The 23,006-nt window shown below is 48.4% G+C and carries 23 protein-coding genes; 11 read left to right on the top strand and 12 right to left on the bottom strand.

The window, feature by feature from the left end; translation table 11 throughout:
* Nucleotides 1–250 precede the first annotated feature (250 nt).
* Nucleotides 251–2,173: an MSCRAMM family protein gene (locus tag QUB68_RS18180; RefSeq protein WP_332995068.1), complete on the bottom strand. Its 1,923-nt coding sequence runs from the start codon at nt 2,171–2,173 to the stop codon at nt 251–253.
* Between the two features lie 239 nt (nt 2,174–2,412).
* On the opposite strand from QUB68_RS18180, the gene QUB68_RS18175 reads away from it, so the two are divergent.
* Nucleotides 2,413–3,090, top strand: coding sequence for a peptidoglycan-binding domain-containing protein (locus QUB68_RS18175; RefSeq protein ID WP_332995067.1), 678 nt, complete (start codon nt 2,413–2,415; stop codon nt 3,088–3,090).
* 815 nt (nt 3,091–3,905) lie between these two features.
* Here QUB68_RS18175 and QUB68_RS18170 read toward each other — a convergent pair.
* Nucleotides 3,906–5,810: a DUF1565 domain-containing protein gene (locus QUB68_RS18170; RefSeq protein WP_332995065.1), complete on the bottom strand. Its 1,905-nt coding sequence runs from the start codon at nt 5,808–5,810 to the stop codon at nt 3,906–3,908.
* 219 nt (nt 5,811–6,029) lie between these two features.
* On the opposite strand from QUB68_RS18170, the gene QUB68_RS18165 reads away from it, so the two are divergent.
* Together QUB68_RS18165 and thiS are read left to right on the top strand one after the other, a co-directional pair.
* Complete coding sequence (locus QUB68_RS18165; RefSeq protein ID WP_332995062.1) at nt 6,030–7,112, top strand: thiamine phosphate synthase; 1,083 nt, start codon at nt 6,030–6,032, stop codon at nt 7,110–7,112.
* Nucleotides 7,113–7,212: 100 nt separating this feature from the next.
* A complete protein-coding gene (gene thiS, locus QUB68_RS18160; protein WP_332995193.1) occupies nt 7,213–7,425 on the top strand; it encodes a sulfur carrier protein ThiS in 213 nt (70 codons plus the stop codon).
* A 272-nt stretch (nt 7,426–7,697) separates the two neighbouring features.
* Here the strand turns inward: thiS and rpmA are convergent, their stop codons facing one another.
* From rpmA to glpK, 6 genes are all read right to left on the bottom strand, one after another.
* Complete coding sequence (gene rpmA, locus QUB68_RS18155; protein ID WP_332995060.1) at nt 7,698–7,994, bottom strand: 50S ribosomal protein L27; 297 nt, start codon at nt 7,992–7,994, stop codon at nt 7,698–7,700.
* A gap of 27 nt (nt 7,995–8,021) precedes the next feature.
* Nucleotides 8,022–8,414 carry a 50S ribosomal protein L21 gene (rplU, locus tag QUB68_RS18150; protein ID WP_332995058.1) on the bottom strand — a complete coding sequence of 131 codons (393 nt, stop codon included), beginning with the start codon at nt 8,412–8,414 and terminating at the stop codon, nt 8,022–8,024.
* 275 nt (nt 8,415–8,689) lie between these two features.
* The gene (locus QUB68_RS18145; protein WP_332995056.1) at nt 8,690–8,905 is read right to left on the bottom strand and encodes a hypothetical protein; all 216 of its coding nucleotides are present in this window, start codon (nt 8,903–8,905) and stop codon (nt 8,690–8,692) included.
* A gap of 190 nt (nt 8,906–9,095) precedes the next feature.
* Nucleotides 9,096–9,608: a DUF3122 domain-containing protein gene (locus tag QUB68_RS18140; RefSeq protein WP_332995054.1), complete on the bottom strand. Its 513-nt coding sequence runs from the start codon at nt 9,606–9,608 to the stop codon at nt 9,096–9,098.
* A 45-nt stretch (nt 9,609–9,653) separates the two neighbouring features.
* Complete coding sequence (locus QUB68_RS18135) at nt 9,654–10,031, bottom strand: c-type cytochrome (RefSeq protein ID WP_332995052.1); 378 nt, start codon at nt 10,029–10,031, stop codon at nt 9,654–9,656.
* Nucleotides 10,032–10,266: 235 nt separating this feature from the next.
* Entirely contained in the window at nt 10,267–11,754 is a 1,488-nt protein-coding gene (gene glpK / locus QUB68_RS18130) for a glycerol kinase GlpK (RefSeq protein ID WP_332995051.1), read from the bottom strand.
* Between the two features lie 98 nt (nt 11,755–11,852).
* Between glpK and QUB68_RS18125 the strand changes: the two genes are divergently transcribed.
* Nucleotides 11,853–12,437, top strand: a complete 585-nt coding sequence (locus tag QUB68_RS18125) for an endonuclease dU (protein WP_332995050.1) — start codon at nt 11,853–11,855, stop codon at nt 12,435–12,437.
* A gap of 177 nt (nt 12,438–12,614) precedes the next feature.
* Here QUB68_RS18125 and QUB68_RS18120 read toward each other — a convergent pair whose 3' ends face one another.
* Nucleotides 12,615–13,823 carry a hypothetical protein gene (locus tag QUB68_RS18120; protein ID WP_332995048.1) on the bottom strand — a complete coding sequence of 403 codons (1,209 nt, stop codon included), beginning with the start codon at nt 13,821–13,823 and terminating at the stop codon, nt 12,615–12,617.
* Nucleotides 13,824–14,516: 693 nt separating this feature from the next.
* Between QUB68_RS18120 and apcA the strand changes: the two genes are divergently transcribed.
* Nucleotides 14,517–15,002 carry an allophycocyanin subunit alpha gene (gene apcA / locus QUB68_RS18115; RefSeq protein ID WP_332995046.1) on the top strand — a complete coding sequence of 162 codons (486 nt, stop codon included), beginning with the start codon at nt 14,517–14,519 and terminating at the stop codon, nt 15,000–15,002.
* A gap of 176 nt (nt 15,003–15,178) precedes the next feature.
* Nucleotides 15,179–15,664: an allophycocyanin subunit beta gene (apcB, locus tag QUB68_RS18110; protein ID WP_006634930.1), complete on the top strand. Its 486-nt coding sequence runs from the start codon at nt 15,179–15,181 to the stop codon at nt 15,662–15,664.
* Nucleotides 15,665–15,773: 109 nt separating this feature from the next.
* Here the strand turns inward: apcB and QUB68_RS18105 are convergent, their stop codons facing one another.
* The gene (locus tag QUB68_RS18105; protein ID WP_332995045.1) at nt 15,774–15,905 is read right to left on the bottom strand and encodes a hypothetical protein; all 132 of its coding nucleotides are present in this window, start codon (nt 15,903–15,905) and stop codon (nt 15,774–15,776) included.
* A 37-nt stretch (nt 15,906–15,942) separates the two neighbouring features.
* On the opposite strand from QUB68_RS18105, the gene QUB68_RS18100 reads away from it, so the two are divergent.
* Both QUB68_RS18100 and QUB68_RS18095 read left to right on the top strand, forming a co-directional pair.
* The gene (locus QUB68_RS18100; protein ID WP_006634929.1) at nt 15,943–16,146 is read left to right on the top strand and encodes a phycobilisome linker polypeptide; all 204 of its coding nucleotides are present in this window, start codon (nt 15,943–15,945) and stop codon (nt 16,144–16,146) included.
* 318 nt (nt 16,147–16,464) lie between these two features.
* On the top strand, nt 16,465–17,685 hold the full coding sequence (locus tag QUB68_RS18095) for an FtsW/RodA/SpoVE family cell cycle protein (protein ID WP_332995043.1): 1,221 nt from the start codon (nt 16,465–16,467) through the stop codon (nt 17,683–17,685).
* A 410-nt stretch (nt 17,686–18,095) separates the two neighbouring features.
* Here QUB68_RS18095 and QUB68_RS18090 read toward each other — a convergent pair whose 3' ends face one another.
* Complete coding sequence (locus QUB68_RS18090) at nt 18,096–18,749, bottom strand: Crp/Fnr family transcriptional regulator (protein WP_332995041.1); 654 nt, start codon at nt 18,747–18,749, stop codon at nt 18,096–18,098.
* Nucleotides 18,750–19,103: 354 nt separating this feature from the next.
* Between QUB68_RS18090 and QUB68_RS18085 the strand changes: the two genes are divergently transcribed.
* Nucleotides 19,104–19,313 carry a hypothetical protein gene (locus tag QUB68_RS18085; protein ID WP_332995039.1) on the top strand — a complete coding sequence of 70 codons (210 nt, stop codon included), beginning with the start codon at nt 19,104–19,106 and terminating at the stop codon, nt 19,311–19,313.
* Nucleotides 19,314–19,354: 41 nt separating this feature from the next.
* Here the strand turns inward: QUB68_RS18085 and QUB68_RS18080 are convergent, their stop codons facing one another.
* Nucleotides 19,355–19,519, bottom strand: a complete 165-nt coding sequence (locus tag QUB68_RS18080) for a hypothetical protein (RefSeq protein WP_332995037.1) — start codon at nt 19,517–19,519, stop codon at nt 19,355–19,357.
* Between QUB68_RS18080 and hslO the strand changes: the two genes are divergently transcribed.
* Together hslO and QUB68_RS18070 are read left to right on the top strand one after the other, a co-directional pair.
* Nucleotides 19,518–20,417 carry an Hsp33 family molecular chaperone HslO gene (hslO, locus tag QUB68_RS18075; RefSeq protein ID WP_332995036.1) on the top strand — a complete coding sequence of 300 codons (900 nt, stop codon included), beginning with the start codon at nt 19,518–19,520 and terminating at the stop codon, nt 20,415–20,417. The two genes, QUB68_RS18080 and hslO, sit on opposite strands and share 2 nt — an antisense overlap.
* 251 nt (nt 20,418–20,668) lie before the next feature.
* A complete protein-coding gene (locus QUB68_RS18070) occupies nt 20,669–22,732 on the top strand; it encodes a hypothetical protein (RefSeq protein WP_332995034.1) in 2,064 nt (687 codons plus the stop codon).
* Nucleotides 22,733–23,006 lie beyond the last annotated feature (274 nt).

Below are 23,006 nucleotides of genomic sequence, written 5' to 3'. Positions count from 1 at the left end.
GAAATATGCCGATCGCGATTGGGGAACTGCTCGATACTTTCTCATTCACGCTCGATGCCACAGCCTCTGAATATTGCACCCAATATACAAGCCAGCTCCAGAGCTCCCGGAACTTACGCTTGAGTGTTGGAGGTTGCCAAGAATAGGGTATCACGCGATCGCCCTTTAATCTCTTTCTGATTTTTATCAGTTGGAAATTCCGGGCGATGCTTGCTGCCGATAGCTGCGCCGCGCCTGCTTTTTGTCACCCTTACATCAGCGACAAATCTCTCCCACCCAGCGGCAAAGCGATCGCCCAATTAACTAATTCATTTTTATTGACAAATTGAGTGATTTCTGCATTAGGCTCCAGACCGACATTCTGTTGCCCAAAGTTAGGAATATTGCCTAAATTCGCCGCTGGTCGATCGGTCAAAAAATCACTAATTGGATAAATATCACGACCTGCGATGGAAAGCAAGCTATCAGCCCCAAGATTGGCGACTGGTTCCGGGCGAGGATAGCTGCTAGCATCCGTCAGCGAGTCGCCACTCAAGGATTTAGCCGATCGAGTTTCAGCATCTCCAGTCAGCAAATCGATGCTGCTAGCCCGAATATCTGGCGAGACAACCACCACCGCAGGCGGAGTCGTTTGAATGAAACCGGGCGGCGGAACCTCCCTAATGACGTAACTACCTACCGGAACATTGCGGAAACTGTAATTGCCCTGACTGTCGCTAAAGGTGTTCGCTTCGCCCGGATCTAAACGGCTGTTGTTATTCAGGTCAATGTAAATTTGGGTATTGGCGATCGGCGGTTCCCCGGCATCTAGGCGGCCGTTGGCATTAAAATCGTTAAATTTAACACCGCTGATCGTACCCGTCACCAACACGTTGCCAAAGCTGAGATTAGTAGCATTTGTGCCGTTACCAACTGCGATCGAAGTCGGATTTGGCGTGGTTTGTCGGAAACCGGGCTGCGGGACTTCCCTCACCGTATAGGTGCCTTGGGGCAAGTTGATAAAAGAGAAATTACCTTGGGCGTTTGTTAAAGTCGAAGGTTCGTTGGCATCTCGGGTGCCGTTGTTATTGAGGTCGATGTAAATCGGCCAGTTGGCGACTCTCGGTTCCGTCGGTTCGTTGACACCGTTAGCGTTGAGGTCGTTGAACTTGAAGCCGCTGATGCTACCGGTGGGAAAATTGTTGCCGAAATTGATGCCGACAGCGTTGGTATTGCCCGTAATGTCGATCGGCCCTGGATTTGGCGTAGTCTGTATCCAACCTGGTTGCTGGACTTCCCTGACCAAATAGCGGCCCGGGGAAACATTGCCAAAAGTGTAGTTACCTTGCGGGTTAGTGATGGTATTCGGTTCGCCCGGATCGAGGCTGTTGTTGCCGTTGAGGTCGAGATAAATTTGCCAGTTAGCCAGAGGCGGGTCGGTCGCGTCTCGGATGCTGTTTGCATTCAGGTCATTGTACTTGATACCGCTGATGCTGCCGACAAAAAACACATTGCCAAAATTGACGTTGTTGACAGTGGCGTTGGAAGTAACGTTAACCGGGTCTGGGTCGGGCGTGGTTTGGCGAAAACCCGGTTGCTGGACTTCTCTCACCAAATATGTATCTGCGGGAATATTGACAAAAGCGTAATTACCTTGAAGGTTTGTCAAAGTAGAAGGTTCGCCGCCGTCTAGCCTGTTGTTGCGGTTGAGATCGAGGTAAATTTGCCAGTTAGCTAGGGGTTGTTCCCCGGGATCTTGGCGGGCGTTGCTGTTGATATCGTTGAATTTTGTACCCGCGATCGTCCCGGCGTTGAAGTTATTGCCAAAATTAATATTGCCAGCATTTGTCCCGCTGGTAATTGCGATCGGTGCGGGATTTGGCGTAGTTTGGCGAAAGTTCGGCTGCTGGACTTCCCTAACTTGGTAAGTCCCAGGCGGCAGATTGGCGAAGATGTAGTTCCCTTGGGCGTTGGTGAGAGTGGAAGGTTCACCGCCGTCAAGCCTGCTGTTGTTGTTGAGGTCGAGGTAGATTTGCCAGTTGGGAATTGGCACATCTGGGCCGTCGGGCCGCCCGTTGGCGTTGAAGTCGTTGTATTTGTTGCCGCTGATGCTGCCGACTTGGAAGTTGCCGATGTTGACATTGCCGATGTCTATTTGGCTGGCGGTTCTGGTAGGGTTGCTGGATTCGGTCATGGTGTTGCTGGGGCCCAATGAACGCGGTTTAATCTTTGCTCTACGGCAATCTAGCAGTTTTTTTGCCAATTGCAGCTATTTGAGAAGATAAATTTTTTGATCAGAGGGAAGCGCTGAGAATCAAAAATGCCCCATGCCCCATGCCCCATGCCCCATGCCCGATGCCCGATGCCCAATGCCCAATTTTTGCCAGATTTGATGTACGATCGCTACCAAGTTTTGCAGAGGTCGAATTTCCTATGTCCCGAAACCTGACAGCAAGCTGGAATAAAGCCCGCGAGGTTCCGAATTTGCTCCTGGGCTGGAGTTTGTGCGGTTTTTTGGCAATGGGCGCGATCGCCTCTACTCCTGCTGCGGCACAGCTACCTACCTCCGAACCAGGTAATAACAACAGCCCGATCGCCCAAACAGGTGCGATCGTCCGCCGGGCGCTCAAAGTCGGCAGCCGCGGCTCAGAAGTTACCGAACTCCAAGCCGCTCTTAAATTATTGGGATTTTACACTGACAATGTAGACGGGATTTTCTCGCAAAGCACCGCTACAGCCGTGTCTAAGTTCCAAGAAGCAGCAGGCATCGCCCCAGACGGCATAGTCGGTCAAGATACTTGGAACCGGCTGTTTCCGGCCGCTCCGAGCGCTGTTGAAAGCCCGATCGCCAACACTCCCGCAACGAGCGAAAACCCAGAGATTAACCCCCAACCGCAGCCCACCAATTTTCCGGTTTTGAGAAGAAGAATGCGCGGGCCGACAGTCAGAGATTTGCAAGAGCGGCTTAGGGCCAAGGGATTTTTGCGCGCGAGTGCTGACGGCGTGTTCGGGCGCGAAACTGAAGCTGCTGTCAAGGCTGCTCAGCGACAATATCAGCTACCAGCAGACGGCATTGTCGGCCGCGCTACTTGGGAAGCCCTGCTGCGGTGACAGCAGGCTAATATTGCCGGATATGCACATTGGCTTCACAAGCGATCGTACAAATTGTTAATAATCGCTTTCTGAAGTATTTCGGCGCGTCAAAAAGTGTAAAGTTTGGTAAACAAAGTAGTGTCAGGCGCGCAGTTGGTGTTAGTCTAAATACATGAGGGGCAGAAACCAAGCAGCAGAAAAAACTTGGATAAAAATTTTGAATTAGAGTATTTGTCCCGCTCGACTCTAGTTCGCAGGCAACGCCTGAATCGTGGTAGTTTATTAGCAAAGAAAGGTTGACATTGCGCTCGGGATTTGTGAAATAGCTTGAGGCGATTTGAGAAATCGAAAGTTATCAAGTTAGAATTGCGATCGCACAATCAAACACAGAAGTCTGAATAGGCTCCGCTAATAGCTAGCTCGCTCGCAGAGTAGTTGTCAAAAAGTCCACCTTAGTAGTAGCTGTTTGCTGAATCTCAGCAAAGCTAAAAACCCACTTGAATCAGATTAAATTACCAATGTTTTAGGGTCTGGCATCCGATATGCTAGGCCCTAAAATTTTTGATAGTTGACAGTTGACAGTTGACAGTTGATAGTTGACAGTTGATAGTTGACAGACTAATAGACCTCTTGCAAAAGTCCTTTTAATAAAATTTTGCAACGGGCAAGATGCCCGTTCCACAGGAAAAAATGTTTTTTGTGGAACGGGCATCTTGCCCGTCCTAGTTATTTTTGGAAGAGATATAATGACTAATGACAAATGACAAATGACAAATGACTGATGACAAATGACAACTGTCAACTGTCAACTGTCAACTGTCAACTGTCAACTGTCATTTGATATCTTCAATGCGAGCATTCAAACCATTAGTGGTGAGAATTTGTAGCAATTCCTCAGCTTGTTCGCGATCGCGAAAAGCACCCGCTTGCATCACCGATCGCCCGTTGGTAAAATTCCGAAAAGCATCGGGAACTAAGGATAGCATTTTTTGGCGATCGCCCGAACTCTCAGCATCCACTACAACTCGATAGCGGAAACCCAAAGCGGAAGCTCGATCGATCCTCGGCGAATTCTCAGAATCGGACACAGAATTCTCCCGGACATCTGACAAAGAATTACCCCCTAAAACAGCAGGTACGTAGCCGCCCCTTCCTAGAGGAATGTTGCGGCCCGGAACCGGCAATTTACCCTCGGAAACAACCGAACTCGAACTATCAAAATTCGGAGGAATTATGGGTTGCTGTACCGAACTTTCCCGAACCGAGCGAGAATCCGGATCTGGTACGGGAATTGCGATCGCCCCTGGGACTACCGGTGCAGGAGCGGCATTTCTCGGAGCAAGCTCTTGCCGCAACTGAGTGCTCGCGGGTGCCGGTCGCCTGGAAACCGGCGACGGCGGCGCAATTGGCGCTCTTTCAACTCGGGGAGTTAGTCGCCCGGGAATGTAAGCAGGGAGAGAAGTTTCTGGGCCGCCGATACTCGAAGGTCGATCGACAGTTAGCTGCAAAGCACTTCCGACAATGGGCTGCGGCGGGCTAAAAGTTCCCGCCACATCGATCGATCCAGTCGTCCGGTTGCTCAACAATTGATTCCCGTAAGCTGGGATGACTTGACCTTTCGCCGCATTGTTGATGTCGTACTGCCCGTTATTGCGAATCACGTTGCCGCCCGGTTCCGCCGAAGTGCCCAAATCCGGCAGAGCTCTGGCGATCGCCACAATTCCATCCCGCCGGTTACTCTCGATATAATTGTTACGCAGCACCGGTCTTGCTTCGGCTTGCACCACCACGCCGTCCTTATTCCGAGTAATTTTGTTGCCGATTAACAAAGGCGAAGCGTTCTGCGCTACATTTATCCCAAATCCCGTGTTTTCAAACACATTGTCTCGAACTTCCGGGCGGGAAGTGCCAAAAATCGTAATCCCGTTAGCTCCATTTTTCGAGAAAAAATTCCCGCCAATCGTCGGCCTTCCAGTCCCGACTACCGAAATTCCGTCGTGAGTGCTCCCGGAAAAAGTATTGTTGACAACCGTCGGAGAACTAGATTCGATCCACAAAGCGTAACCGCGATAGTTAGTATTCGTCACCGTCACCCCGCTGAGTCCCGCCCCGTCTGCGCCTAAAATCGCGATGTTTTGACCCGCCGAAGTCGGACTGATAAACTCTCCTCCGCCTTTAATCACAATATTTTGCCCGCGAGTGCTGGGATTTCCCTGAACAGTCACGCTGGGCCTGAGCATTAACGGAAATTTTTCGCCGCTTTGAGCGCTGTAAGTACCGGGTGCTAGCAAAATCGCTGTTTTGGGCGGGGCGACGCTGAGGGCGTAGGTGAGGGTTTTGAACGGCGCTCGATCGCTCCCATTACCTCCCGTATCGCTGCCACCGCTAGAACTCACGTAGAGTATGTTAATGTCGCTGTCTGGCGCTTGAGAAAGTAGCTGCACGGAGCCCGTCTCGGCAGCGATAACTGAGGCTTGAGGGTTGCAAAAGGCGGTGCTGGCAAAGACGAGCAGCAGGCAAGAACTTAAACTCTGGGTGGGCGATGGCGTTCCGCCCCGCAAGCTACGATTTTTTGGGCACTTGCTCTGTTTGGAATTTAGGATCATAAAAAAACACAATTTATCTTTGAGCCGAGTTTCGCATCCCCTGTTTCGTGTCGGGTTTTCGCGATCGCAGTTTAATTTCACCCGCCTGCTGGGGTTTTCTGCTGTTAATCTTTTGTGTTCTGCTAACCTCACGGCTCTCCTCCGAAGTGTGGTATGCAGCTTAACGATTCCACTTTGATCAAGTTTGATCCATTATGCTTTGTTTTCTTCAAATTCAATAAAACTTAAAAATTTGTCAAATTTAGATCCGTTGATGCCAAAATTAGGTCGATCGCCTTTGCCACAATCTTGACGGCGTGGGAGAATGTAGCGGGTAGACTGGTCGGATTAGTTTAATAAGGGTGGTTCTGAATGACCGAGAAACAAAACAGAACTTTACCGGCACAGCCAGCCCTCTGCCGGATTTTAGATGCAAATCTAGATCGATCGCGCGAAGGGTTGAGAATTATTGAAGAATGGTGTAGGTTTGGTCTCAACAGCGCCGATTTGGCTAACAAGTGCAAGCAACTGCGCCAGGAATTGGCTGTTTGGCACACCGCAGAATTACGCAGTGCTAGGGATACGCCCGCCGATCCGGGTACGGACTTGACTCACCCCCAGGAAGAGCAGCGTTCGAGCATCCAGCAGCTACTGGAGGCGAATTTCTGTCGGGTGGAAGAAGCTCTGCGGGTACTGGAAGAGTACGGCAAAGTTTACGATCCGAATATGGGCAAGGCTTTTAAACAGATGCGCTATCGGGTTTATACTCTAGAAAGCAATTTACTGGCTTACCGGCGCTATCAGCAGTTACTTCGATCGCAGTTATATCTTGTAACTTCGCCCAGAGACAACTTATTACCAGTCGTGGAAGCTGCTTTGCAAGGCGGGCTGACTTTGGTGCAGTACCGCGACAAAACCTCGGACGACGGCGTAAAGTTGGCGAATGTGCGACTACTTTGCGAACTTTGTCACCGCTACGATGCTTTGCTGATTGTGAACGATCGCGTAGATTTGGCGATCGCCGCGGATGCCGACGGCGTACACTTAGGACAGCAAGATTTGCCTGTAGCCGAAGCGCGCAAGTTGCTCGGCCCTGGACGGATCATCGGTAGTTCGACGACGAATGGCGAGGAAATGCAGCGAGCCATTGATGCGGGAGCCGATTATATTGGAGTTGGGCCGGTTTACTCTACTCCGACTAAACCTGATAAACAGGCGGCAGGTTTGGATTATGTGCGGTATGCTGCTGATAAGTCTCCGATTCCTTGGTTTGCGATCGGCGGAATTGATATCAACAACCTCGATCAAGTATTGAATGCTGGAGCTCAAAGGGTTGCTACAGTGCGATCGATTATGGAAGCAGAACAGCCGACTTTAGTCACGCAGTTTTTCATCTCGCAGTTGATTCGGATGCAGAATCTGAAAGCTCAGAAAGCTCTGTACGGGAAAGGCTAGGTTGATTGGCGATTTGTGGGGCGGGTTTTGCGCAGGGAGTGTGCAGATCAAATATAATTTTGTTACCAAACCCGCCCTGAAAACTGATAATATTTGAATGATGATCGATCAAATTGCGCTGCAAGTTAACGGAGAAAAACGCAACTGTGCGATCGACACACCGTTACCAGAATTACTAGAACAATTAGGATTAAACCCGCGCTTAGTAGCTGTGGAGTACAACGGCGAAATCCTGCACAAACAATTTTGGGAAACCACAAATATCCAACAGGGCGACATCCTAGAAGTTGTCACAATTGTCGGAGGAGGTTAACAGGTTCGTAGTGAGGACTTCAGTCCTTCCAAATCCTAGGACTAAAGTCCTCACTACGAACCAATGTTATGAGAGGTTCGTAGTGAGGACTTCAGTCCTTCTTTTTCCTAGGACTAAAGTCCTCACTACGAACCAATTTTATTAACAGAATTAGAGGATTTAATATAGATTGCAAAAAACTCTGTTTCCTGTAACTCTCCAATCACAGATAAAATCAGGAAACAGAGCCTCAATCAGATGAATTCCCAGGCAAAACCCAGGAACGCATATAATTAAACTGCGACAGCTTCAGCCACAGGTGCAACCACAGTTGCAACCGCAGGATAAACGCTGAGTTTCTTGCGAGTTTTGCCCTTTCTTTCAAAAGTCACAACACCGTCAATCATGGCAAACAAAGTATCATCTCTGCCGATACCAACATTATTACCGGGGTGAACCTTCGTGCCGCGTTGACGAATCAAAATGTTGCCAGCTTTGACAACTTGACCGCCGTACTTTTTGACACCCAAACGCTGGGAATTAGAATCGCGACCGTTGCGCGTACTGCCTGTACCTTTCTTGTGGGCCATAGTATCCTCTACTGTATTTACTACTGTTTATTCTGATTCAATTTCGCCAGTTTGGGGAGTCTCAACAACTTCTTGAGTCAAATCTCTCGCTGCCAAAACAACACCATTGACGGTAATAGAGTCAATCATAAACCGAGTTGTTTCTTGACGGTGCCCTTTTTTCTTCCGAGTTTTCTTTTTCGGCTTCATCTTGTAGACGAGGACTTTGCGGCCCCGGAAATGCCGGAGCACGGTTCCTTCCACAGTGGCATTTTCCAGTAAAGGCTGGCCGATGTGAACGTCGTCTTCGTGCTGTACCAGAAATACTTTGTCAATGATGACTTGTGATTCAGCTTCAACGTGAAGCAGTTCGATATCGTAGAAGCGGCCCGGTTCTACTCGAAATTGTTTGCCGCCGGTTTCAATAATTGCGTAAGTCATGGGATGGTTGTTGAGATTGCCGTACAGGTAGCTGGTTAGTCACTGGTCATCGGTCGTTCGGGACTTTTGACTGCTGACTGCTCTCCAGCTTTTGGAATGTCTCGACCTGATCCGAGCAGGATTTAGACAGACAATCCACAATTATTGCTGATTTGGGTATTTTTGTCAAGGTGTGGCACGCCCCAATTTTCTGATTGGGGATAAAATATAAGAGGCTGTGACTTTTGTATCCAAAAGGGCGATGGCTACGCCCGGCTTGCGCCTACGAACTTCCTTCAAGCAGTTACAGAACATCTACTACTTCGCAACAATTCCAAAGCCTGCTGTTTTACCCTACCTTCCATCACCTCTGTTTGCAAAGTAATAAAAGCCTCAAAATCTTCTAAACCGTACTTAGTCATCTGCAACTGCTGTCGCAACTGTTCTTCTGCCTCAACAGTCAAATAACCGCTTACCAAAGCTTTTCCGACAATTGTACTGATTAAAGTCATAGTCAATTCACCCTGAAGGAACGCACGTTAAAACAATGGAGTTGTATCACCAGACTAACTCCGCTTTTAGTTTGTTTCATAATTACCTTCAAATAGGTTAAATCTAACTTAAGGCTTACTTAAGCCTAGTTATTTTTGATACTCGAAACTGTATCGACTTTAACTGTAGAGTGCGATTAAATAGGTATATTTAGTTTGTGTCTAACAACACCCGCCATTCCCTCACAGAAAAAGGAGGAACCAGCAAAGCAGTTTCTGGTTCACCTTTCACGGGCAAACTCAACCGCAAAGGTCGATTACTTTCCAATTGTGTAATTATTGATTTAAAATCATATTCTCCGACATTAATCGGCAAATCTGAATCGCTCCAAATATCCTTGGCTTTACCAATTTCGCGACTTCCCGCAGCAACTTGCAGCGGCACAGGGTGCTGCAATTGGGTTCCGGGAAATCCCACCAATCTCAGGTTTAAAGAGTTTACTACTCCCGACTTGACTCGCTTATACAAAACCACTTGCCACGCCTTGTCATCAGTATCGCGCAGGCTTTGTACGGAGCGAAACATTACTCTGTCGGCGGTTTCTGGATATTTGTGAATCGAGGCGAAAGCCGGGGCAATCCCTGCTGAGAGTGTTAGGAAAAAGCCTAAAACTACCACAGCCAATATTTTAGGCAACCGATTTTTTTTCAACTGTTTTTTCAACTTTACAACCTCTCGAAAATTTTAGGTTTATTTGCGGCAGCAACTCTATTTCCAATCAATTTCGGCTTGCGACAGTACGTAGGCTGAAACATCGATGATTTGTTTTTCTGACAAACGATCTTTGTAAGCGGGCATAATTCCTTTACCGTTGGTTACTAAGTTGGAGATATTGGCGATGGAATCCATGCCGTATTTTTTCAAGGCTTTTTGTTTCAAGTTTTTGCCGCGCCTGATGATGTTGCTACCGTTGATGTGACAGCCGGCACAGTTGGCGCTGAATACTTCGGCGGCGGTTGCGGTTGCGGGAGTTGTAGCTGTATCTGCGATCGCACTTTGGGCATTAGTGATAACTTGTGCAAATGCCAGTGTCAGTATTAATAAAGTGACGGTGAGGATTTTTTTTAATTTATTTAGCGAAATCATTTATTTGCAGATTGAAAAATAGTGCTGCATTTGATGATAGCACTAAATACAATATTGGAACAGGCAAGATGCCTGTTCCACAAGTGAATTTTTATTCTACTTGTGGGGCGTTGCTCCTAGCCCGCCCCTGAATGCTTTACAATACTGGAACAGGCAAGATGCCTGTTCCACAAAGAGTGAATTTTTATTCTACTTGTGGGGCGTTGCTCCTAGCCCGCCCCTGAATGTTTTATATTCATTCTTCCCAATCGAAGGTGCGGGTAACTGCTTTTTTCCAAAAGCGGTATTTTTGCTCCCGAAGTGCGATCGACATTTGCGCTTCCCAAGTACAATCCATCGCCCAATTCTCCCGCAATTCGGCTAGCCGACTCCAAAAACCTACCGCCAAACCAGCCGCATAAGCCGCGCCGAGTGCAGTAGTTTCTGCTACCACAGGCCGCACCACAGGCACTCCCAAAACATCGCTCTGAAACTGCATCAGCGTGTGATTTCCCACCATGCCCCCGTCTACTTTTAAAGACAAAAGCTGCACGCCCGAATCCTGATTCATCGCATCCAATACTTCCCGCGTTTGCCACGCTGTAGCTTCCAATACTGCGCGCGCAATGTGTGCCTTAGTCACGTAGCGAGTTAAACCTGCAATTACTCCCCGGGCACTGTCTTTCCAATAGGGTGCGTAGAGTCCAGAAAAAGCCGGAACAACGTAAACTCCGCCGCTGTCTTCGACGGTATTTGCTAATGTTTCTACTTCCGCAGATGTGTTGATGATGCCCAAATTATCTCGCAGCCACTGCACTAATGCTCCGGCGATCGCAATACTGCCTTCGAGAGCATACACAGCGGGCGATTCTCCCATCTTGTAGGCGACCGTTGTCAGCAACCCGTTGTTTGAAGGGACGATCGCCTCACCAGTATTCAGCAGCATAAAACAGCCCGTACCGTAAGTATTCTTCGCCTCCCCAACACTGAAACAAGTTTGCCCCACCAAAGCGGCCTGCTGATCGCCCAAAGCAGCAGCAATCGGAACACCATCTAACAATCCTTTTGCAGTGCCAAAAACGTCACTCGAAGGACAAATTTCTGGCAGCATTCGGCGGGGAATTCCCATGATTTCCAAAGTTTCCGCATCCCAATCGAGGGTTTGCAAATCCATCAGCATCGTGCGGCTGGCGTTGGTAACATCGGTAACGTGCGCGCCACCAGTCAGGTGCCAAATCAGAAAAGCATCGACATTGCCAAAAATCGCATCCCCTCGATTTGCCGCTTCCCGCAATCCAGCAATATTGTCCAGCATCCACTTAATTTTCGGCCCGCTAAAATAAGTTGCTAGCGGCAAACCGCAGCGATCGCGAAATCGATCTTTGCCGTCAACTTCTGCTAAGCTAGTACAAATTTGATGAGTGCGGGTATCTTGCCACACAATCGCATTGCCGTAGGATTTCCCTGTGTTTTTGTCCCAAACAATTGTTGTTTCGCGCTGGTTCGTAATGCCGAGGGCTGCAATATCTTTCGGGTCGATATTGCCAATTTCTAGGGTATTTTTGATCACGCTTTGGGTGCGTTGCCAAATTTCCTCTGGATTGTGTTCAACCCATCCCGGTTGCGGGTAAATCTGCTGGTGTTCTTGTTGGTTGCTGCAAATTATCTGTCCCAGGCGATCGAATATGATAAATCGGGTGCTGGTGGTTCCTTGGTCGATCGCTGCTACGTATTTTTTTGACAAGTGTTTCAAACCTTTTTAGTAATGATGTATTTAACGTCTATGATAATATGTAAAAGTTCAATTTCTATGAAAAACTTTAGTTTAGGGAATTCCCTACTTTGAAATTAGCAGAATTGCTCAGACTCGATCGCACAATTAAGGTTATCGGCTTTGATGACGCACCCTTTTCTCGTACCAGCGGCAGTCTCGTGTCGATCGCGGGCATAGTCTGCGGGAACACTCGATTTGAAGGAATGGTCTGGGGACAAGTCCTCCCAGACGGATTAGATGCCACGGATGCTATTTCTGGGCTACTGCTCGGAGGCAAATTTATGCCGCAATTGCATCTCGTTTTGCTAGACGGAATTGCTTTCGGCGGCTTCAATATTATTGACCTTCGGGAGTTAGCATCGCGGCTGCAAATTCCTTGTGTTGCTGTCATGCGCCGCCAACCAGATTTAGCTGCTGTCGAAAAAGCTCTGCGCCATTTACCAGACTCGGAATACCGTTTAGAATTGTTGCGCCGCGCTGGTACAATTCACGCTTTTGAGCCTTTCTTTTTTCAAGTCTGCGGCGAACAACCGGAAGTAATTGCGCTGGTACTTCAGCGTTTGACTGATACTGGTAAAGTTCCTGAAGCTTTGCGTTTGGCTCATTTGATTGGTGCGGCTGTGATTACTGGTGTTAGCGGCAGTTCTGCTTGAATTAATTATCTGGTATGATAAGCAGTCCTCGGCGGTTGAAACCGCAACTACACAAACGAAGCCCGCCTCCGCGGGCTAAGAGAATAAAAGAAGTATTAAAGCCGGATTTGGTATAAGATCAAATTCGGTCGATCGCCCAAAATAGCAGCGCGTTCATTTAACCGAATTTAATATTATTTAGCTTCCGACAATCTCGCCGTCAATTTCACCGAATTCGATTTTAGTTCCCAAGGCTAAAGTCAGGGTATTTTCAGGTTCAACCATTTTTATGTCACCTTGACTGTCTGTGGCCCACCAAGAGCGATCGCCCAAATTGGTCAATCCCAACGAAAGCTCGTTTCGCGATCGAGAATTCACCACCGCTACCACACCGTTAGACGCCGTAGCTGTTAAACTCGGGATGTCCGATGTGAATAGCTGAGTCCCCGCACTCAAAGGAATAACTCGGCTTCCCAATTTCAGCAAAAATTGACCGCTAGTAAAAGAATTTACTGGTATTTTTTCGGATAGAATAGTAGGCGAAACCTGAGCAGAAGTTGCAGCAGGCAAATCAGAGTTTCCGACTGTAATTGTACAGTTGCCGATTCTCTTTTGGTCGCCCGATCGCAAATAACTCACCGCCCCACTATCCATATTCTCGCAAACAATTTGACCTGCTGCCAATTCAAACCGCATCGCCAAGGGCGCAACATCAGGAATGCAGATAATAGACAAATTTTCATCACTACCAAAAGTCACTGGTTCCGCACCAATAGTCAGAGTGCGATTTGCTCCGGTATCGTAACTAATTACCAGCCAAGCTTTGTTAAACAAAGTTTCGGCGACAACTAGCATAATTCCAATCCAAAAGCCGATCGCAGCACAGCCAACTGAACGGCCCGCCGTCCCCGATAAAGTATAAGCAAACAGAATAAACAAACAACCACCCAAAACACCACCTACACCGCCACCACCCAAGCCACGAAGCGCTCCTAAATTGGGAATTCGTTTGGAAAGTCCAAGTCCTAACAAACTGCCAGCTATTCCCCAGCAAATCACTCGCAATATTTCGTTTTCGCCGTCGCCAATGCCGCTAAAAATCCCTTCGGCGATTCCCCCAGAAATTGCCCCGGCAATTAAACCAAACAATCCGCCATTTTTCAAAGCCTGTTTAATTTGAGGCTTACCTTTGATGTAGTAATAGTAGCCGAACATGATCGCAGTAGCAATGCCACCGCCTACTAATCCAAACCAGCGACTTGTGGACAATACACTATCAAAAACAGATTGTGAATCATTGAGCCGCTGCATGAAAGGTTCGGTGATCGCATTGCCGGCCAAACCGCCGACAGCACCGCTAATTCCAAACTGCAAAGCTTTTTTAAGGGCTGATAGATTTCTGTTCACGGCGCACCTAATTGAAAGTCAGAGTCAACTTTAGGCTACAAGCTCCAAAGCCACCATTTCCGATCCGCACCTGTCGCGGCTCTGTCTCTCCTCTGTCTCCCGCCTGTCTTCGTCTCAGGGACAAGTCTTTGAGCCTCGCCTCGTCCCCCACCACAAATGCCTCAAAGTGCGCTGGCCTGTAACCTTTGCTGCCAGATAGTTTTAGCGATTTTTTTTACTTAAAAATTTGCACCGCTCAGACCCCAGCTTGGGCCCGAATATGAAAAGGAATGTTACAAACTATTACAGTAACACTCAGAATGTGAACATAATGCCTCAAAATACTTGCGAGAGGTAGTTGTGTCACAGAAGCAATATCCTGACTAACTGCCCAACAGTCACTCGATCGCCACTTACGGATCTGCTGCAATCTCGATCGTAGATTAAAGATCGCATCAATCATTTGTGGTATTCTAGGCGACAGGCTCAGTGCGAGCACTCACAACCGCACCGGCGTGAAGAACAAGCGCCGTCAAACAGCGAAGGCAGACACCCGCTAACAACTTCAACAGTTGCAGGATGTGGAAAGTCCACCCTTCCCCGTCAAAGCTCCTGCCACCAGCGAAGCGAAAGGTACGGGATGAAAGCGCCCGCCATCGCTAGCAAGCGCGCAAAGCAGTTCGTATAGCAAAATATCCAGCGGGTACACACAAGATGAGTATCGTCACCAAATCAATCGTCAACGCAGACGCTGAAGCTCGTTACCTGAGCCCAGGCGAATTAGATCGGATCAAGAGCTTCGTCACCTCTGGTGAACGCCGCGTCCGCATCGCCCAAATTTTGAGCGAATCCCGCGAACGTATCGTCAAGACAGCAGGCGACCAACTTTTCCAAAAGCGCCCTGATGTTGTTTCTCCCGGCGGCAACGCTTACGGCGAAGAAATGACCGCAACTTGCTTGCGCGACTTGGATTACTACCTGCGTTTGATCACCTACGGAATCGTAGCTGGCGACATTACTCCGATCGAAGAAATCGGTATTGTCGGCGTGCGCGAAATGTACAAATCTCTCGGAACCCCGATTGAAGCTGTCGCCGAAGGTATCCGCGCTATGAAGAATGCAGCTTCTTCGCTGCTGTCTGGAGAAGATGCTTCCGAAGCTTCCTCTTACTTCGACTACGTTATCGGTGCGATGCAGTAAGGAATTTAGGTTTTTGATTTTTGATTATAGATTGAATAATTGGGGGTTGCTGACAATAAGCTAAAAGCTTTTGCAGATAACCAGCTACTTGAAAATCTCAAATCCCCAATCGCAAATCTCAAATTCTCGCTCCAAAATTGGACTGACTCAGCCACTTTCTAGGAAACAAGACAACCATGCAAGACGCAATTACCGCCGTAATCAATTCCTCTGACGTTCAAGGTAAGTACCTGGACATCAGCGCATTAGACAAGCTCAAGAACTACTTCGCTTCTGGTGAACTGCGCGTCCGCGCCGCTACCGCCATCAGCGCCAATGCAGCCACAATCGTCAAAGAAGCAGTTGCTAAGTCTCTGTTGTACTCTGACGTAACTCGTCCCGGCGGCAATATGTACACCACTCGTCGTTATGCAGCTTGCATTCGCGACTTGGACTACTACCTGCGCTACGCCACCTACGCCATGCTAGCTGGCGACCCTTCCATCCTCGATGAGCGCGTGCTCAACGGTTTGAAAGAAACCTACAATTCCTTGGGCGTGCCCATCGGTTCTACCGTACAAGCAATCCAAGCAATGAAAGAAGTCACCGCCGGTTTGGTCGGTTCTGACGCTGGTAAAGAAATGGGCGTCTATTTCGACTACATCTGCTCTGGCTTGAGCTAAATCGAAGGAAAAAGGAAGAAGGAAGAAGGAAGAAGGAAGAAGGAAGAAGGAAGAAAATTTATTTTTTGCCTCTTTTAACTTTTAACTTTTAACTTTGGACTTGTTACCTTTAACTTTCAAAGAAGTCAGGGAAGTTGAGAGTGATTGCTAGACCGTCAAAGGCCAGTCGAGAAAGCCCGACGAGTTTTAACGAGCTAGTTTTGACTCCTAACTCCCTGACTTCAATGTTTAAAAAATCCATCTAAATATCTGTAAACCTACTCAGGAGTTTGTTTCCCATGAGAATGTTTAAAGTGACTGCTTGTGTCCCCAGCCAAACTCGCATCCGTACTCAGCGCGAATTGCAAAATACCTATTTTACTAAGCTGGTTCCCTATGACAACTGGTTCCGGGAACAGCAGAGAATTATGAAAATGGGCGGCAGAATTATTAAAGTGCAACTGGCTACCGGTAAGCCCGGAGCTAATACTGGCCTACTTTAAAATCCAAGGATGGATTGATAGAGGGGTAAGAGGTCGATCGCGACCTCTTTTTTGTTTGTTATGATTTTATAGCAGAAGGAAGTTCGGCAACGGATTTTTTAACGGATTTAACGGATGTCACGGATGTCACGGATTAAGGCAAGTTCGGCAACGGATTCACTCCACGGATGTCACGGATGTCACGGATGTCTGTAATTCTTAAACTAATGACAACTGACAACTGACAACTGACAACTGACAACTGACAACCAACAACTGACAACCAACAACCAACAACTGACAACCAACAACTGACAACCAACAACTGACAACTGACTAATGACTAATGACATCCGACGCTTCATTCCATTTTTTGACCCCAGCGTGTCGCAATGGGCCGCTGAGGCACGGTGGCTCAGGTGGCTGACTTTTCTGTGGCTGTTTGTAGGGCTGACAGCTTTGTTTTCGGCTTCCTATCCCATTGCAAATTCTGAATTTGGAGACGGCCTTTACTATTTTAAACGACAACTCATCGCAGTGGCGATCGGGCTGGCAGGTTTTAACTTGATGGTCTACTCCCCCCTGCGTTACCTGATGAAAACAGCTCAGTTGGGCATTCTGGTGCTGCTGGGATTACTCTGGTTGACCTTAGTTCCGGGAGTTGGAACCACCATCAACGGGGCGACTCGCTGGATATCTCTGGGCCCGGTGCCGATTATTCAACCTTCGGAATTGATCAAGCCGTTTTTCGTTCTCCAAAGCGCCCGCATTTTTGGCAACTGGCCCCGGTTGACGAATAAAGTTCGCCTGACTTGGCTGTCAATTTTCGGTGCGATGCTGTTGGGAATTTTGTTACAGCCGAATTTGAGTACCACGGCTTTGTGCGGGATGACTTTGTGGTTAGTGGCTTTGGCGGCGGGCTTACCTTACTTGCAGTTGGGCGCCACGGCTATGGGGGGAATGCTGTTGGCGGTTTTAAGTATTAGTTTTAAGGAATATCAGCGTCGCCGGATTATGTCTTTTCTCAATCCTTGGGCTGATCCGATGCAGGATGGCTATCAGTTGATTCAAAGTCTGCTGGCTGTGGGCTCTGGCGGGATTTGGGGCGTTGGTTTGGGGATGTCGCAGCAAAAGTTATTTTATTTGCCGATTCAGTACAGCGATTTTATTTTTGCTGTGTTTGCTGAGGAGTTTGGTTTGGTGGGAGGTTTCTCACTGTTGCTGATGTTGGCAGCTTACGGTACGGTGGCTTTGAGGGTGGCGATGCGGGCGCGGAATGTTGAGTCTCAGTTGGTGGCGATTGGGGTGATGGTGGTGATGGTGGGACAGTCGCTGCTGAATATTGGGGTGGCGACGGGGGTTTTGCCGACTACGGGTTTACCGCTGCCGTTTTTTAGTTACGGCGGTTCTTCGATGGTGGCGAGTTTGTTGTTGTCGGGGTTGCTGATTCGCGTGGCTAGGGAGAGTTCTGAGGCTGAGGTGGTTTCTCTGGATGGACGCAGGGGAAAGCCGGGAAAACAGAAGTTGCGATCGACCAATGGCAATGCACAAACCGAGTAATTTGTCAAAATATGTCCTTGAGGCCCAGCTAGAAACCGGGTTTTTTTACCAAAATATTTGCTTAAAACTGCAATTTCGGTGAAAAACCCGGTTTCTTTAGCTTCTGCTGGGGTGTCGTGGCGGGCGATCGACTATTTCCGTCCATCACCCTTATTCGGCGGTTCTTCTTGTTGTTCTTGAGGTTTAGGTGTGATGTCAGTTAATTCTTTTTTGTCGGGTTTTGGTGTTTCTGGAGTTGAGTTAGCCATTGGTTTATTTTTTAAGTAGATGCACCGTTTAATTATATCTTCTCTGGCTGCAAATGTATTGCTGTAGATAGCGGGAGGAAGAGCAACACAAATAGTTTTTATGCGATCGAATTTGAGCTTTAATATTAGACAGGTTTATGTAGATGCAAATTGCTGTCGGTTCTATACTGCTTGAGGGTTGCAACCAAACAAATCGGAGGTGGACGCAAAAACACCTTTGTTAAGAATTAAATGCCGATCGCCATCTCGACTAATTAACCCTTGCTGCTGCAATTTTCCCAACATTCGCGTTACTGTTACCCGCGTCGTGCAAATCGCGTTAGCAATATCTTGATGTGTCAATCGGATGCTCAAACGAGTTCCCTCAACCACAGGCTGACCGAAGTCCTGTTGCAATAATAGCAGAAGCTGATACAAACGGTCTTCTACTCGGCGCTGTCCGGCGATCGCCAAAATTGATTCCATTTGCCGCAGCCGCCGTACCATTTGAGGCAGCAACTCGTGAGCCAATTGAGGAGAAGCTTCGATTTCCACCATAGAATACCACATCAAATAAACATCAGATGTCGCGGTAGCTCGGTAAGTCTGCAAGCTTGTCAACCACAAACCGAAACACATCGAAGGCCCTACCCAACCCAAAAGTCCTTCTTCCCCGGTGGGATAAAGTGTACTCAGTTGTGCTAAACCTTGACAGACGCGCCAAAGGCCTTGTGGCATCAAAGGAATGGTTTCGCCCTTGGCATAAAAATGCAAATTTCGAGTCGCTCCGGTGTTATGCTGGACTTCCGCTAAAAGTGCTTTGGATGTTGGTGGCATATCCGTTATTTCCAGCTAAAAAACATTGGTCTGAGACCTACGGCTCACACTCTAGCCTACCAAGGTAAAGGTTTGGTGATCTTCAGGTTAGCGGCAAGATAAGCTTTAGTCATTAGTCATTAGTTGTTAGTCATTAGTCCTTAGTCATTAGTTGTTAGTTGTTAGTCATTAGTCCTTAGTCATTAGTTGTTAGTCATTAGTCCTTAGTCATTAGTTGTTAGTTGTTAGTTGTTATGCCAAACTTGAAAAAATTGCTAACTAAATGTAGATTTAGCGCTATCTGTGTAGTAGGGAAACGGCAGTGCCGTTTTCGGCTCCGTAAGTGCGATCTAAAAAATGGTATAAGCTTGAGAAATGGAGCCATTTTTTTTAATTGGTATTGGTAGTTTGGAGTTAATTGTTAGTAGTTATAACCTGACTGAAAAAAAGGCTGTATTGGGGCAAATAAATTCAAGCCTTATTCTGGGTTTTTCAAATAAAGATTTATTTTATGACTCAGACAAAAAAGTAGTTTTATACGCTAGTTATATGGCTCTCGGTGCACAGTGCAAACCTGCTGTATAGAGATTATACGTCCAGGAATGTATTTTAAATAATCGATCGCACTATTTATTCACAAAACCTCGATCGATCGAGGTTTGAGCGAAAAAATAGGGGAGTCGTGAAGCTCGATCGCACTCCACCCCCGTCGAGTCAACTACTGCTATCTCCTGCGACAACCTTCTAAAATAGTTTAAGGAAGTATCAAAAGACAAAAGTAAGGTTTTCATGGCCGATCAATTAATTCGCGCTACAGCGGCAGACGGCGGAATTCGCGCTGTAGCCGTCATTACCACTCGCCTCGCCGAAGAAGCAAGACAGCGACATCAGCTCTCCTACGTCGCTACAGCCGCCCTGGGCCGCACGATGTCAGCGGGGCTGTTACTCGCATCCAGTATGAAGCGGCCGGAATCGAGGGTCAATATTCGCATCAAAGGAGACGGGCCCCTAGGCGGACTTCTGGTTGATGCGGGACTTGACGGCACGGTTCGAGGTTATGTGAACAATCCAGGCGTGGAGTTGCCGCCCAATGCGATCGGCAAACTTGATGTCGGCGGAGCCATCGGTGACGGCTATTTGTACGTGGTGCGGGACGCAGGATACGGATTCCCTTACTCAAGTACGGTAGAATTGGTCTCCGGCGAAATTGGCGACGATCTGACTCACTATTTGGCAACGTCGGAGCAAACTCCTTCGGCTCTAGTTTTGGGGGTGTTTGTGGGTGCTGACGGGGTGCAAGCTTCTGGGGGTGTGCTGTTGCAGGTGCTGCCGAAGGCCGCCACAGACGACGAACTGGTGCGAACTCTAGAATCTAGGGTGGCTGCACTATCGGGCTTTACGCCGCTGTTACGATCGGGCAAAACGCTGCATCAGATTCTCGAAGAGTTACTGGGTGATATGGGGCTGGAAATTTTCCCCGAAACTCAGATGGTGCGCTTTCACTGCGGCTGTTCGTTCGATCGAGTTTTGGGAGCTTTGAAAATGTTGGGCGAAGCGGAACTCCAAGACATGATCGAAAAAGATGGCGGGGCTGAGGCTACGTGCCATTTCTGCAACGAGGTTTACAAGGCTAACACCGACCAACTTGCGGAACTGATCGGCGATTTGCGATCGAACTCGGGTTCTTGAGAGGATAATGTGTAATTGGCGATCCTGGAGTGCGAGTTGAGGATCGAGGCCTTGACCAATTGCCAATTACACATTATCAATTACCTAATCACAAAATTTTGAATTTTGCGATTAGGCGATAGGCGATCGGCGGTCTGTCGCCTCCTGGAGCAACTAAAAGTGATGAATTTATTCTATAGAGCAGTTAATAGCAGCGATCGCAGTTGGGAAATAACTAAGACTGGCTGGTTGTTGTTGGTGGTAAGCAGTATATGAGTCAAGATCGCAAAACACCAGGCCGTTGGTCTGCATCAGAATCCTTGGAGCAAACAAAGGATATTTCATCGCTAGTGCCACTTCCAGCCAGGAAAAACCGCGCTGAGCGACTTAGAGAACTCCGAGAATTAGTTACTTCGGGAAAACTGCCGGGAGGGCATCTGGAACAGTCGTCAAAAGAGTCTGGGGAAAACTTGCAGCCACCGGGGGAACGCAATCCGCTGTGGCGGAGCTGGTCGAATAAGTGGCAGTTTTGGCTGGCGGTGAGTTTGATGCTGTTGGTTGGTATGGGTTTTGTGGCAATTTCGTCTTTGCTCAACCTGACCTCGGAGTCGAATTGCTCGAAGATTTTTTGGCCGACGGCTTCTGCTAACGATCGCTTTTTTTGCGCTCAGGAAGCCGCTAGCAAGCGGACGGCGGATGATTTGCTGGCAGCTATCGAATTAGTGAATGCTTTGCCGCCAGACCACCCCCTACGACCGAGAATTAACGGTCAAATCGAGGCATGGTCGCAGGATATTCTCAGGTTGGGAAATGCTAGCTTCCAAGAAGGAAAGCTGGATGAGGCAATTGCGATCGCCCGCAAGATTCCTCAAGACGTTCCCGCTTACCCGACTGTGGCAAAGCAGATTGAAAAGTGGCAGTCTACATGGAACGATGCAGAGAAACTTTACCGCACGGCCGAAGACCATTTGCGTCAGGAAGAGTGGGGGCTAGCTTTCCGCCAAGCAACTCTATTGTTGGATTCGGGAAATACTTTCTGGGAATCGACTAAGTATGAGGAATTGACTAAGGTAATTCAGGCGACCAAGGCTGAGGGCAATAAGTTGGTAAAAGCCCGGAATAAAGCCTCGGAGGGAGGGCTGGATAATCTGGTGACGGGGATTAAACTGGCTCAGGGAATTGGTCAAAACAGTTATTTGTATCAAGCTGCCAACAAGGCGATCGCGGAATTTAGCAAGAAAATTATGGGAATAGCCCAAAAACGCTTGCAGGCAGGGGATTGGCAGCAGGCGATCGCGATCGCTAACAAGATTCCGGAGGCGGCAAATCTCAAGGAACAAGTTCAAGATTTTAACGAGTTGGCGGCGGCTACTTCTCAGGCTTTGACTGGCTCTGTTGAGGGTTTGTCTAAGGCGGTCGAGATTGCTCAAAAGTTGAATTCCGGTCGCCCTTTGCACAAACAAGCTCAAGATTTAGTCGACCGCTGGCAGCAAGAAATGGCTGATGTCAAAGTTTTGGATTTGGCAAGCAGGATGGCGGCGCCGGGAGGAGTTAAGGATTTGAGGGCTGCGATCGCGCAATTGCAAACAGTCCCACCATCCAATCCCCGCTCAGAGGAAGCTCGCAGTCAAATTGGTCGATTGAGCCGTCAAATCGAGTTGCTCGAAGACAGTCCCTACCTGCAAAGAGCTAACGATTTGGCGAGTACGGGCGATCCGAATTCTCTGGAGGCCGCTGTTGCTCAAGCGTCTCGGATCGGTCAAGGTAGGGCGCTGTACGGGGAAGCTCAGGGCAAAATTCAAGCTTGGATCGAGAGGAGACAGCGGCTTCAAGACCAGCCGTTTTTGGAAAGAGCTCAGCAGTTAGCGGCTAGGGGTAATTTGGCGGAGGCGATTGAGATGGCGCGCCGGATTCGATCGGGAAGGGTGCTGTATGAGGAAGCTCGATCGAACATTCGCCATTGGGAAGCTCAATTTCAGGGCGAGCAAGGTTTGCAGAGCGCCCGTCAAGCGGCCCGAGCCGGGACTGCGGAGGCTTTGCAATCGGCGATTTCTCTGGCAAGTCAGGTACCCGATTCGAGTTCGCTCCGCTGGCAGGCGAGTGAGGCGATTGATGAGTGGAGCCAGCGAATTTTGGCGATGGGTGTGGAACAGTCGTCGTCGGATCTGGCTGGGGCGATCGCGACTTTGAAGAAGATTCCCTCAGGAAATCGGGCTTTTGAGCAAGCGCGATCGCAAATTCAAATTTGGGAGCAGTCGCTGAATCCTCCGGCTGCTGAGTCTCTCCCTCCTGTTCCCCCGGAAACTGAGCCTCCGAGCAGGCCTTCGAGCCGCTAGGTTAACTTGCTTGCCGGACACGGGCTGGAGGTTTAAACCCGCTGGCACAGGTGCTTGATTTGCGTTTTAACTCAGATCGAGCATCATTCTAAATCAATCTGTAGGCGGGTTCACCAATCGTCTTCTGACAGTGCCAAAAGATTAAATAAACTCGCCCCTACCACGCGATAAAACTCGGAGATCATCTATTTAACGAACCGCGAAGACGCTAAGAACGCGAAGGAAGAAAGGGAAGAGAAGGGGAGCATCCCGATTTTGTAAACAGGGTTTTTTA

Origin of the sequence: Microcoleus sp. A006_D1 (assembly GCF_036702805.1) — a bacterium.
Lineage (GTDB): Bacteria > Cyanobacteriota > Cyanobacteriia > Cyanobacteriales > Microcoleaceae > Microcoleus.
This window is presented reverse-complemented; position numbering and strand designations above follow the sequence as displayed.